This is a genomic window from Coleofasciculus sp. H7-2 (genome assembly GCF_042747725.1).
GTDB lineage: Bacteria > Cyanobacteriota > Cyanobacteriia > Cyanobacteriales > FACHB-T130 > FACHB-T130.
On record NZ_JBHZGO010000083.1, the window covers coordinates 60,212 to 72,823 of the forward strand.

Consider the following 12,612-nt stretch of genomic DNA (forward strand, 5'->3'; position numbering starts at 1 on the left):
TTTCTGTTGTCCGCGCATCTAAAGCAAACGTCCCCGGCTTTGACTTTTAGCCGCTTCAAAGTGGATAATACTCTGCCAAAAATTTTTCAGCATCAGCGCGATCGCGGATTTCTCCATCCAGTGTTGCCGCCAACAGACGATCTAACATGGGCTTGAATTCACGCCCCGGTTTGTAGCCCAGTGCTTTCAAATCATTACCGTTTAATATCGGTTGAATATTCGCCCAGATAGTGAGATACCGCCAAATTAGCCGCCGAATCAGACGCGAATTTTTTACAGCAATCAAAATCAACGTGGGCAACTCGTACCGCTTCAGCAAGACGACTTGACTGGGTCGCTGACATTCTGGCAAAAATTTCACCACCAAAGCGCGATCGCGATCTAGTTGCTCTAATCGTTCGATACTGTCTGTCGGTAATTGAAGATTGATTGCCACTTTCGCGCGATATTCGGGAGCGAGGTAGGCGATTAAAATTTCTAGCCGCATCTGCCAATGATCGAGGGTTTTCTGGGGATCAAACCGGCGCAGACACCGATCTAGTAAACGCACCTGCTTCCATAATTGCTCATTTAACTCTAGCGTGGGATGGAGACACCGCAACGCCCCCAGATCGGCAAGTAATTGCAACGCCGGTTTCCAGTAAGGCGCTTGTAGGATGTATTTGAGTTCTGCTTTCAGCCGTGTTTGTAGCGCCGGGGCTTTGCTATTTTCAGAGAGCGATCGCTCGTAAATTCCACTCTCTAGCGCATAGCGAATATACCCTTCCGTCTGCGGTTCAATCTGAAATCCCAGGCGGACTGCAAACCGCACGGCGCGATAAATGCGCGTGGGATCTTCAATAAAGCTATTAGCATGGAGGACGCGGATTTGGCGCGATCGCAAATCTAGCATTCCGCCAAAGAAATCCAATAATTCACCCGCACGGGGTGGCGTCAGTCGCATCGCCAAGGCGTTAATGGTGAAATCCCGCCGATACAAATCTTGGCGAATCGAACTCGCTTCGACTTCTGGATTCGCGGCTGGGTAAGGATAAAACTCAGTTCGAGCCGTCGCAATATCCACCCAGAGAGAGTCTAGGACTGGGTCATTGTGCCACAGTAGCGCGGCAGTTTGAAATTGACCGTGGACTTCCAGACGGGCATTTGAGTAGGTTTGTTGAAGTGCTTTCGCCAGTTCTACTCCAGCGCCGACATCCGCCGAGCGGTGAAAGCCATCTACCACCAAGTCAATATCTGAAAGCATCAGGGTTTCATGGGCAGCGGCGAGCAGTAAATCCCGCACCCCTCCGCCGACCAGATAGAGATTCCAGCCGCGTTGTTCTGCCTGCTGGGAGGCTCTGGTGAGAAATTCCCACAAGGGGGGAGCAAGGCGATCGCGCAAAATATCGGTCAGGGGTTGATGGGCATTCGTAATTGATAATGGGTAATTGGTAATCGGATTTTCTTTCCCATCACTGACTAATGCTCCATTTCCTCTTCCCTGATGCAACTGCCGCAAGACATCGGTGCGCGTAACCATTCCCACCAGATGTCCATCCTGCAATACCGGCAAGCGCCCGATATCGTAAGTCACCATAATCGATTCAATCTCTGGCAAGGACGTATCCGGGGTAATCGTCTTCAGATTGTTAGTCATGTAGCCTTTTACCGGCGCATGACTAAAGCCATGATGCAACGCCAGATCGATATCCCGCCGGGAAACAATCCCCACCAGTTGGTCTTCGGAATTAACGACCGAAAGACCAGAATGCCCATAACGTAATAAAATTCTCTGGGCTTGCTCAATTGTCGTGTCAGGGCGAATCGTCCGCACTGGCGATGACATCAGTTCCCGTGCTGTCAGCGGCTGGGGAATTTGGTCTTTTAGCTGACTGACTAGCCGATCGAGAGTTGCCTGGGTATCGACGCCACGCAGTGTCACCGACGCCGCCTGGGAATGCCCACCGCCACCCAACGGTTGAAACAATTCATTGAGATTGGTACCTTCAATGCGCGATCGCCCAATGACCGTGAATCGCTCCTCACCTCCATCCCCCACGGGATACGCCACTGCTAGTAATAAAGCATCGCTTTCGCCCAGATCGAGCAGTCGAGTGGCAAGCGTTGACAAACCAGGAACGTAGTCAGAGGTTTTGAGCAGCACCCAAGAAACGTTATAGCCGCACGTTGTCGCTCTTTGCAAGTTGTCCAGCGCTTCTGTCAAGAGTTCCTGCAATTGAGGAGATAAACCCGGCTCAACATAATCGGCAATTAAGCGCAAGCTTGCCCCTTGTTCCATTAACCAAGCCAACGCGATCGCATCTCTTGCCGTCGCCCCTTCATAAGTTAACGATCCCGTATCGACGTGGATTCCCAACGCCATCACGGTTGCCTCAGAAGGCGTCAGATGGATGCCTTCTTGCTGGAGCTGCTCGGCAATCAGAGTGGTGGTTGCTCCTACCGGCTCAACTTGGGTGCGGGTAGCGGGGATATCTCCTTCCCCGTCTGGGTGATGGTCGTAGACGACAACTTCCAATAAATCGGGCAAATCCAGCCATTCAGATGCCTTTCCCACGCGATCGCGCTTTTGAGTATCCACAACTGCAATCGACCGAATCTGCTTCGGGTTCACAGAGCGACGTTCAATCAGCGCATACTCATCTCGGTGCAACGCCAAAAAATCGCGCACCGCTGGATGGCAACCGCCGGTCAGCACGACCCTAGATCCCGGCTGGAGACGGGTTAGCCCCACTGCCGCTCCCAAGGTGTCAAAGTCCGCTGTTGTATGGCACAAAATCAGATTCATCATTATTAGTCCTTAGTCATTAGTCCTTTGCCCACGATCCATAACCAATGACCCATGACGAATGACCAATGAGTGTCGATTTTTGATACGGTACTACTGTATAGAATTGCGGCTGAACTATTTCTAGCCAGCCCGTTGCTGTCTTGGGAGAAGAGAAAATGACAATTTTATTTCAGTTGGTACTAGCTGCTTTAGTCTTTTTATCATTCGTCATGGTCATTGGGGTTCCGCTTGCCTATGCCACTCCTCAGAACTGGGCTCAGTCTAAGCCGCTCCTTCTTTTAGGATCTGGGGTTTGGATTGCTCTGGTACTTCTGACAGGTGCCCTAAACTATTTAGTAGTTTAAGGATAGTCAGACTCAGTCATCGGTCAGGGGTCATTGGTCATCAGTCCACTGCACCCGACTCAGGACTAAAGACAAATGACTGATGACTAAGAACAACTGGCAAAAAGCTTATATCTAAAATCATGGCAGTTTTCGAGGGAACGTTTACTCAGACTCAACCCCTGCGGTTTGCGATCGTCATCGGTCGCTTCAACGATCTGGTGACGACTAAACTATTGGAGGGGTGTCAAGATTGTCTGAAACGCCACGGTATCGATGTCAATCCTCAAGGCACTCAAGTGGACTATGTTTGGGTTCCTGGGAGTTTTGAGGTGCCTTTGGTGGCTCACCAGTTGGCACTCACGCGCCGATATGATGCTGTGATTTGCCTGGGTGCAGTCATTCGGGGTCAAACCCCCCACTTTGATTATGTCGCCTCGGAAGTCTCCAAGGGAATTGCCAACGCTGGGTTTCAAACGGGTGTGCCGATAATTTTTGGCATTCTGACGGTAGATACGATGCAACAAGCCTTGGAAAGAGCTGGCATCAAGAGTAACCACGGCTGGGACTATGCGATGAATGCCCTAGAGATGGCAAGCTTGATGCAGCAGCTCAAAGGGAATACAGGTGCTGCACCCTACGGTAATAATGCGGTTCATACGGTGACAACTCAAGCGCTGCCAGTTTCGCCGAACTTGGCGATTTCTCCAGATTCAGCAGTTGAACGCAACGCATCTGATTCTCTTTGATCGTTGCACTGAATGCAGGGGCGGGGTTTTCCCGCCCAAAGTCGGTAAGCCAGGAAGATTTATTTCTCGTCTTTCATCCCACCCTTTGGGAAGGGCAAAGCCTGACATTCTTCATCCTTTACCTAGCACTTCTCGTCCCAGGTAAGGTTGCAGCGCTTCTGGTATCTTGACGGTGCCATCTGGTTGTTGATAGTTCTCCAGAATTGCTGCCATCGTGCGCCCGATTGCTAATCCGGAACCATTCAACGTGTGGACAAATTGGGTTCCTTTCTTTCCAGCTTCTTTGAAACGAATGCTGCCGCGTCGCGCCTGAAAATCCATAAAGTTGGAGCAGCTAGAAATCTCGCGGTATTTCCCAGCCGAAGGTAGCCATACCTCCAGGTCATAGCACTTTGCTGCCCCAAACCCTAAATCCCCAGTGCATAACTCAATGACGCGATAAGGCAACTTCAAAGCCTGTAAAATTGCCTCGGCATTTTGTACCAGCGATTCATGCTCTGCGGGTGAATTGTTGGGATGGACAAGTTTCACCAACTCGACTTTATTAAACTGGTGCAGTCGAATTAGCCCCCGCGTGTCTCGTCCGTAGCTACCCGCTTCCCGGCGAAAACAGGGAGTATAGGCACAGTGATAGATAGGCAGCTGCGACGCCTCCAAGATTTCATCTCGATAGAGATTCGTCACCGGCACTTCAGCGGTGGGAGCTAGCCACAAGTCATCTTGAGCGCATTTGAAGCTTTCGTCGGCAAATTTGGGCAGCTGGCTTGTGGCGGTGAGAGATTTGCTGTTGATCAGAAAGGGGGGAATGACTTCTACATATCCAGCAGCGATTTGCCGGTCGAGCATGAAGCTAATTAAAGCTCTTTCCAAGGCAGCACCGGCACCGATTAGCGTGACAAAACGACTTTGTGCAACTTTAGCGGAGCGCTCAAAGTTAAGAATTCCCATTTGTTCGCCGATTTCCCAGTGGGGAAGAATTTCGGAGTTTTGAGGCAAGTATTCATCCCCCCAGCGGCGGACTTCTACATTCTCTTCTTCACTTTTACCAATGGGTGTGGACTGACTGGGTAAGTTAGGAAACGATAACAAGAGTGCTTCTAACTCGGCTTTCAGGTTTCTTTCTTGTGGTTCTAGTTCGGCAATCTGGGTTTTGATTTGGTTGCCTTCTTCCCGCAACGCTTGGATTTCTGAGCCGTTGGGATCGCTACCCGATTTAATTTTTTGACCGACTAATTTGCCGATTTCGTTCCCACGAGCTTGGAGTTGACTTCGCTTTGCTTCCAGTTCCCGTTGCTGCTGGTCTAGCTGCAAAATCGGCTGTATGTCATATTGCCCGATCCCGCGACGATTCAGGCGCTCTTGTACACCTTCTGAATTTTCCCGTATCTGCTTGAGGTCTAGCACAGATTTTTTCCAGCTTTTTTTGCCAATAAATCAGAATACACTGCGATCGCGCGATCGGATGATACAGCCGGATGATACAGCCGCTAGTCCGGATGCGCTCTCAGCCTTCTTTGCTTGCTGATGCCGCAATCTTTCGACCCTTCGCCTTTGTTACTGTCGGTTGATGCGACTATATAACCACAAGGAAACCACAATCCCGGCAAAGTGAGCGGTAATTGTATGCGTATTCGCCAGCACCACAAAAATATCTAAGGGTTGAATCAACCGATTAATAAATTGGGGATCGTAGATTGCTACCCCACCTTGAGCTTGAGCCAGCGACTTTGCCAACAGAGTGCCGGTAATCGCTTCTGCGCCCAAAACTGCCAGCAACAATCCCCCTAAACTGACGAGTAATCCAAACCTTAAAACTTTAATCGTATCTGCCTTTTTCGGGCGGAGGTTGGGATTAGAATCTTTTAGCTGTATGCCCAAACGGGTGTAACGCCAAGCTTGATAAACGCTGAAATACAGCACTAAAAGACCGCAAACTGCAAAAAATATACTGCCACTCGTCCCTGGACTAGCAGCGGCAGCGCCACTGGCACGCGGCTGGGCAGCGGGGATGGCAAACAAGAAAATTATGGTTGAAACAACGGCTAGGACTAACTGAACCCAGAAGCCAATCCAGCCAGTTATCCGAAAAGCGCCAGCGATTCGCTGTAGAGCTGAAGGAACGGGAGATGAATCAAACTGTTCTCGCATAAATTGATTTTAAATCGGTTTAATTCCGGATTTATCTATAAACAGAGCGTTTTGTTGAACAAGTAATGCAATCCCAAATTTATACGGTAATCTTCCTAACCACCAGTTTGAGGCAATGGGGCAGCAAAATTCAAATATGTTTAACCTCTGGAGAACTTTTAACCCAAGGTCGCCGTCTTTCTTTCGAGAGCAGGCTTCTGATTTACTTGGCTTTGATGACGACCTGCCATTTCCAGAGCAGCCCTCTCGAAGTGGAAGCAGCATGATGAAATTCCGGCGACCGAATCTCAGGCAGCATTTACTCTGTGTCGCTTATGCAGTTGCTTTGGTGGGGAGTTTGGCAATCTATCAAAGGACGGTGATGCCGAAACCGCTTTCGGTGGCGCAAAAACATTGGGCAGCGATCGCTACCGAAAACCCGGAGCGTACAATCACCCAATACAGTGACAATGCCATTTTAATGCGCTCCTATGGCGCGCTGGATGAAGTCTACCAGGGGAAATCCATCTACCCAGCTTGGCAAGAATTCTTCTCAAAGTACAAAATTCAAGATTTCCAGGTTGTTAAACAACAGCAGCGCGATCGCGCAGTCGCAGCGGTCATCACGATCTATGCCCAGTCCAAGCACGGAACCCCTGTGGTTCTGTCGCTTTCCTACCAAGTGCAATTTGATCGGGATGGCAAAATTATCCGTGAAGTCTGGCAGACCAACCCAGAATTGAGTGTCTAAAATTGATGGTATCGTTCTGTTATTTTGCTATTGACATCACACGCTGCTTTTGATCGTTCGCGGTCTCAGTACAGCAGTGATAGAAGCGTTATTTCGGGTGTGTTTTCTGATTGATAAAGGCATCGTTAGTTTGGGGAAACCGATCCTAATCCAATTTGTTTGGCTGGGAGTTCAGTGAATTATGCAGATGAAATTTGAGGATATTTATCAGTTTTTTCAAGACCCTCCTCCCACTTATCTCAACAAGGAACTAGCGGTGTGTTATGTCCTTTCAGTTTTGATGAGTGGAGAATCCTACGGAACAGAACTCATCGGGCGACTAGAGAGTGAATATCCCACCTATCGGCTTTCTGATACCGTCTTATACAGCGCCTTAAAATTTCTTGAAGACCAAGCCGCTATCACGGGTTATTGGAAAAAAGTGGAAGGGAGAGGAAGACCTCGTCGAATGTATCAAATTCGCCCAGAGTGTCTGGAACAGGCTCAGAACCTGGCTCGTCTTTGGGACGAGTATACAATGAGAGACTCTCAAGCCATCTGAGCCAATCCCAAAGGAAGCTCTCTTGCGATAGGCTATAGGTTATAGGCGATCTTGTATCTATTGGACAAGAGCCTATTTTCCATTGCCCTATCTAGAAATTCGTGAATACGACAATTCTCTTTTCAACATTTCTGCTAACACTGTTGTTAGCAGTAGGTCTATTTTTCTTTATTCGAGCCTCCGCTAAAGACCGAACGCAACAAGTGAAACTGATTGCGGAGCAACCAGAAGAATCGATTTTAATTCAATTGCAGCAGTATTTCGATCGTCGTGCCTACCGGATTGCTGCGGTGGATGCAAAGCAAAATCAAGTTACATTCCAAGGATTTGTCCGCCCCAGCTGGTTTTTGGCAATTTTTCTGAGCTTGTTAGCTTTTTGTGGCTTTCTTTGTTTGGCACTCGTTTTAGCAATACTATTTCCCCAGTTAGCTAGAATTTTTCTAGGTTTGGTTCTCCTTTCACCAGCAGCTGGCGTTTTTTACTGGAAAAAAGCTGGACGCAGCGAACAGGTTTCCCTGAAGGTGGAAGCATTCGCAGGTGTCGAAAAAGAGACAAGAAGTTTAATTACTGTCATCGCCCATCGTGATGAATTGGCTCAATTGCAACACGAACTCCAATTAAAGCCTTGCGAATGACGACTTTCCCGCTAAAAATCCCAAAATATAGTCAGTCTGCGAATCAAAAAAAGTTTTAATTAAAAGGAAAAATTCAAAATTTCTCCTGAAAACAATAGGGGCGGTTCGCAAACCGCCCCTACAACCGAGTTTTCACGTTTAAATGCCTAAAACTTCAGCTGCTACGAACAGCGGCAACGGTAGGCTTTTCCACACTATTGTCGATTATCCTAAGGCTAGGAAACAGAAAATGATTTTCTTCAACGTATTGGGCACCAAATAGCCCCTTTTCCGCCCAAAAGTACCGATCTGTGGTGTGTTCGTTCCGCTTCACGAGCAGCAAAGCGGGCGGAAGGATTCCCTCGGTTTGAATAAACTTTCGCGCGGCGGTGACTGGTTTATCTTCGCCGCTTTCAATACTATACTGAGGGACATGCTCTAAAATTCTACGTCCTTCCTGGCGACGGCGACTTTTCCGCTTGCGTCTTCTAGCCAACCTCCTTACCTCCTCTTTAAATCTGACAGTTGTAATGATAGATACAAAAACCGTCGCAAGTATATCGGTTTGAGTTCAAAATATCAACCGCTTTTTACGGATTGATACAAATATTACAGATATCAGAAATCAAAATAGGACAGCAGCAGAACGGGCAATAGACGCTATATATGCAAGCTTGTCCAAACTAGAGCCTAGATGTAGCGTAGAAAGCGCTATATTCCTTCAGTCTTGACAAAATTTAGCCAGTTTGGAAGCAGTTTTGTAACCAAACTATCATAAGAGATCGCTAAAATTTTTGTAATAAAAAGAAACAAAAATGAGGTCTTTGCACGACCTTTGCCGCTTCAGCGCCATTGCGTGCCAGGAGCGACGAAAGAAAACTCGACCCGATTAATGCAATTCTCCTCGCTGTCAAGTACCCAAGTATAAGCGAATGTGTCTATGTCTACCAGTTCAGAATTCGTAACTTTGTGCCAATCACAAGTAGCACTATTAACTCAAGGACTGGGAGCTGCCTTGAGTGTTGTGTATTTAACGGAAGAACTGGTAGAGGGCGTCCCAACTAAGCTAAGGCCGGTTGTTGCTTACCCACAGACAGCGGTGGAATGGGAAACGGATGAGGCTTCGGCTCTGGGATTTTCCGATCGACCGCTGGCATCAATTCCTCGGTTACTGTCAGCGGCACAGTCTCCGGTTCCTCAGAAGTCCGATGATGTTTCTGAGAAGGGTTCAACGGAATCGGCTGCTGAAGTCGGAAAAGAAGAGACCATTGATGAATTGCGGGCAAACACGGGGACATCGCCCCTCCAGCGATCGCTCTTCGCCTATGCCGCCCTGAGTGGCTCCCCCTTGCAAATTGTGGTGCCTTTGTTGCATGAAGGTGTGGTGATGGGGTTGCTGGTGACGGCTCGTGAAGATAGACCGTGGAACCAGCGAGAACGAACCGCGATTGAACGGATTGCCGATACACTAGCGATCGCCTGTATTCTGGATCGGCGTTCTCAATGGTTTGAGCAGCAACTGAGGACTCATCGGCGTCTTCAGGCTCAACAGCGCGATCTCATGGACGATCTGATACACCAGTTTCGCAATCCCATGACCGCCTTACGGACGTTTGGCAAGTTGCTCCTCAGACGACTGCTACCCGGAGATGCGAACCGCGAAGTTGCCAACAGTATCGTGCGCGAAAGCGATCGCCTGCAAGAGTTGCTTCTACAGTTCGATCGGGCAGTTGATATAAATGAAGGAGAGTTGGTGCCTTCTACCTTGCAAATCGCGGATCGTTCCTACGATGCAGTGCCCGTGCCAATTGCCCCGTCTTGTCCGCTTCCCCCTTCATGTGAAGACTTAGGATATCCCAACTCTCCCGCCGGGTTGCAACCTCAGACGATTCCGACGAGAGCGCTGATGCTGGAATCTTGCTCGGTAGCTGAAGTCTTAGAACCGTTAGTGGTGACATCCAGCGCTCTAGCCCAAGAAAAAAATCTGGATTTATTGGCAGAAATTCCCCCCAATTTGCCACCAGTACAAGCCAATGCGAAAGCGCTGCGCGAGGTGTTGAGCAATCTGATCGACAATGCCTTGAAATATACCCCAGCGGGTGGGCAAGTTTACATTCATGCCGGAAATCGACGACAAACATCTCAAGGGGATTTTCAGGCGATCGCAATTAGCGATACTGGTCCTGGCATTCCCGTGCAAGATAAAGAGCATTTGTTTGAGCGACATTACCGAGGCGTCCAGGCAGAAACTGAGATTCCGGGGAGTGGATTGGGTTTAGCGATCGCGCGAGATTTGGTAGAACAAATGCAGGGCGAAATTGAAGTGATTAGCCCCGCCGAACGCAACTGGCTCGATCGTAGTATCCCGCACACTCAAGGACAGGGAACGACATTTATTGTCTGGTTACCAACTGAAGGCTCAAAGATCGATTAGGAAGTTTGATCCATGTTCCCGTAGGGGCATTTCTTGTGAGTGCCCCTACTCAAAGCTCAAAGGTCGCTCTGGAAGTTTGATCCGCAGTGTGGCACAAATAAACGTCAGAAAAGCCTTTCGCACTAAAAACCCGATTTCTGGGAAGAAATCGGGCGCGAGAAAATGCCTATTTTTTTGTACCTATCTGCTTAAAGGATGAAGCAATCAGCGGTCATCTGAAATTACACACTGCACACTTCATCCGACAAATATTACTGCTCCAGCACTAACTCTTCATTTAACTTCAGATTCAGATCGGTATCTGGGTCAATCGCAATCAGATCGACTTTATCCCGACCTAGGAACAGTCCGATGAGTCCACCAATTCCCAGACCGCCCAAGACTTCTTCGGTAGCGATCGCTTTGTCACCCGTTACAGCGGAAACCGCCGCCGCCGCCGCCGCACCTAATGCGGCATTCTTGAGGATATTAGTGACGCTAGAACCCTTGGTAATGGATTGGGTTTTGGTAATGGTTTGAGAAGTAGCATTGATAGCCACCCGTTGACCGTTTGTGAAAACCAGTTCCTTTGCCACAAACTGAGAGCCTCCCTGAGCCGGTTGCAGTTCACCAACCACTTGACTTCCAGAGGGGATTAGTACCGTTCCATCAGATGTGGTGATATTTGCTGCCACCGTCAGCGTTAGCGGTGCCTTCTCGTCCTTTGTAACCAGAATTCTTTCTTTCTCGTACCTAACTGGGATCGTGGTTCCAGCCGGAATCGCCACAGTCGTGTTCTCTGGTGGTGTGTCCTGAAGAGAGACAATATAGGGCGAGTTGATTGCCGCTACTTGTCCAGAACTCACCAATGCCTGGTATATGAAAGCTGCCACTTCCGCTCTTGTCGCATTCCGAGTTGGATTCAGCGTCTGGAGAGTCGGATAGTTCACCACAATGCTCTTCTCTGTCGCCGCAGCAATGCTATTGCGAGCATAGCTAGAGATAGAAGAAGCATCGTTATACACTTGCAAATCAGTCGCTACGGAACTGCTGGCAGTATAATTCAAGCCATTCGCCAACGAAACTAGAACTTGCTCGCGGGGAATATTTTGTGTGGGTCTGAAGACATTACCAGGATAACCTGACAAAAATCCCATTTCATAAGCTTCGCGGATAGCCGAATATGCCCAGTAAGTCGATGAAAGATCCACAAAATTAACAGCATTGCGGATTTTATTCTTGTTGAAGGCTTTACGAACCATCGCCGCGAATTGGGCACGAGTCACCGGATCGTTGGGTCGGAACGTACCATCGGGGAACCCGGCGATTACATCCCGTTGTGCCAGCTCTTGAATAAAACTAGCAGCCCAGTAGCTTGAGGATACATCACTAAAGTTGATACTTTGAGCAACAGCCGGTGCCGGTGACACAATTGTTTCTACTAGGGGAGCCATCGAACCTGCCGACATTCCCAGCATTAGTAGTAAAGCTGTTCCAGATTTCAAGCGATTTAAGTTAGACATTGAGAACCTTCTCCACTTTTCACATTCCTTTGATTATTTAGACCTAAGATTACCTGATAGGTTCCTAGAAATTTCAATCTCAACAAATTTATTTACTGCCGTGACAGATTATAGAAATATAGACAGTTTCAGAGGAAAGTTCTGGACTCCCCAAGAGGGAAAGACGCAGATTTTGCAAAAATAGTTGCTTGTTGTAGAAAAAATTGGCTTCCAGAGCCTCTGGAAGCCGATAACAATAGATTGGGAATGCAAAAAAAAGGCACGCTATGTGTAGCGTGCCCTAACTTGTGGAATGATTGTGTCGAAATTCTGGTCTTTATCTATTAGTCTCAAAGCTAGTTCTGATGGTCAACCCACCGATGGTAGAGTTTTTGAATAGCTTTGAGGACAGGACTAGGGGCTGACTTCTGGGAGGCACTGTTGGGATCTAGAAGCTGTAATCGAGTCAGGAGTTTAGCTTCCTCGATCGCTACCTCGCCATCGCTATAAATTAAGGCACTGAGGGCTTCGATGAGGTGCTGGTAATCTTCGGTGCTGGGGCGATCGCCTAAATAATCTTGCACCCAATTGTAGACCTCGCTTGGGCTTACAGCTACGAGTTCATACAACAAAGGCTGAATCTCAGGATCGTCAGCAATGCCCTTTTCCTTCGCCACTCGCTGAAGATATTGCCGTTCCTCTGGCTGAATTTTGCCATCAATCCAAGCTGCACCGATGAGAATTTTGACAAGCTGTTTAACACTAGAATTGGCTACCATTGGCTTCTCCCTTATTTCCCCTAAC

At 48.4% G+C, this 12,612-nt stretch carries 12 protein-coding genes; 6 read left to right on the forward strand and 6 right to left on the reverse strand.

Annotation, left to right across the window (positions count from 1 at the left end; genetic code table 11):
- Nucleotides 1-55 precede the first annotated feature (55 nt).
- Complete coding sequence (locus tag ACFW2W_RS16375; protein WP_378180363.1) at nucleotides 56-2,785, reverse strand: CBS domain-containing protein; 2,730 nt, start codon at nucleotides 2,783-2,785, stop codon at nucleotides 56-58.
- A gap of 158 nt (nucleotides 2,786-2,943) precedes the next feature.
- Here ACFW2W_RS16375 and psbZ point away from each other — a divergent pair, with 158 nt between their 5' ends.
- Together psbZ and ribH are read left to right on the forward strand one after the other, a co-directional pair.
- Nucleotides 2,944-3,132, forward strand: coding sequence for a photosystem II reaction center protein PsbZ (gene psbZ, locus ACFW2W_RS16380; protein WP_378180187.1), 189 nt, complete (start codon nucleotides 2,944-2,946; stop codon nucleotides 3,130-3,132).
- A 122-nt stretch (nucleotides 3,133-3,254) separates the two neighbouring features.
- The gene (ribH, locus tag ACFW2W_RS16385; RefSeq protein WP_378180190.1) at nucleotides 3,255-3,860 is read left to right on the forward strand and encodes a 6,7-dimethyl-8-ribityllumazine synthase; all 606 of its coding nucleotides are present in this window, start codon (nucleotides 3,255-3,257) and stop codon (nucleotides 3,858-3,860) included.
- A gap of 111 nt (nucleotides 3,861-3,971) precedes the next feature.
- On the opposite strand, the gene serS is transcribed toward ribH, so the two are convergent.
- Nucleotides 3,972-5,264, reverse strand: a complete 1,293-nt coding sequence (gene serS / locus ACFW2W_RS16390; protein WP_378180194.1) for a serine--tRNA ligase — start codon at nucleotides 5,262-5,264, stop codon at nucleotides 3,972-3,974.
- Nucleotides 5,265-5,414: 150 nt separating this feature from the next.
- Complete coding sequence (locus ACFW2W_RS16395; protein ID WP_378180197.1) at nucleotides 5,415-6,008, reverse strand: DUF3611 family protein; 594 nt, start codon at nucleotides 6,006-6,008, stop codon at nucleotides 5,415-5,417.
- Between the two features lie 136 nt (nucleotides 6,009-6,144).
- Between ACFW2W_RS16395 and ACFW2W_RS16400 the strand changes: the two genes are divergently transcribed.
- The 3 genes from ACFW2W_RS16400 (at nucleotide 6,145) to ACFW2W_RS16410 (ending at nucleotide 7,914) form a co-directional block, all read left to right on the forward strand.
- Entirely contained in the window at nucleotides 6,145-6,738 is a 594-nt protein-coding gene (locus ACFW2W_RS16400) for a hypothetical protein (protein ID WP_378180200.1), read from the forward strand.
- A gap of 187 nt (nucleotides 6,739-6,925) precedes the next feature.
- Complete coding sequence (locus ACFW2W_RS16405; protein WP_378180365.1) at nucleotides 6,926-7,279, forward strand: PadR family transcriptional regulator; 354 nt, start codon at nucleotides 6,926-6,928, stop codon at nucleotides 7,277-7,279.
- 101 nt (nucleotides 7,280-7,380) lie between these two features.
- On the forward strand, nucleotides 7,381-7,914 hold the full coding sequence (locus tag ACFW2W_RS16410) for a cofactor assembly of complex C subunit B (protein WP_378180203.1): 534 nt from the start codon (nucleotides 7,381-7,383) through the stop codon (nucleotides 7,912-7,914).
- A 154-nt stretch (nucleotides 7,915-8,068) separates the two neighbouring features.
- Here the strand turns inward: ACFW2W_RS16410 and ACFW2W_RS16415 are convergent, their stop codons facing one another.
- Nucleotides 8,069-8,389, reverse strand: a complete 321-nt coding sequence (locus ACFW2W_RS16415) for a DUF3155 domain-containing protein (protein ID WP_378180206.1) — start codon at nucleotides 8,387-8,389, stop codon at nucleotides 8,069-8,071.
- A gap of 444 nt (nucleotides 8,390-8,833) precedes the next feature.
- Between ACFW2W_RS16415 and ACFW2W_RS16420 the strand changes: the two genes are divergently transcribed.
- Entirely contained in the window at nucleotides 8,834-10,327 is a 1,494-nt protein-coding gene (locus ACFW2W_RS16420; protein ID WP_378180209.1) for an ATP-binding protein, read from the forward strand.
- A gap of 251 nt (nucleotides 10,328-10,578) precedes the next feature.
- Here the strand turns inward: ACFW2W_RS16420 and ACFW2W_RS16425 are convergent, their stop codons facing one another.
- Both ACFW2W_RS16425 and ACFW2W_RS16430 read right to left on the reverse strand, forming a co-directional pair.
- Nucleotides 10,579-11,829: an S-layer homology domain-containing protein gene (locus ACFW2W_RS16425; RefSeq protein WP_378180212.1), complete on the reverse strand. Its 1,251-nt coding sequence runs from the start codon at nucleotides 11,827-11,829 to the stop codon at nucleotides 10,579-10,581.
- Nucleotides 11,830-12,164: 335 nt separating this feature from the next.
- On the reverse strand, nucleotides 12,165-12,587 hold the full coding sequence (locus tag ACFW2W_RS16430) for a TerB family tellurite resistance protein (protein ID WP_378180215.1): 423 nt from the start codon (nucleotides 12,585-12,587) through the stop codon (nucleotides 12,165-12,167).
- Nucleotides 12,588-12,612 lie beyond the last annotated feature (25 nt).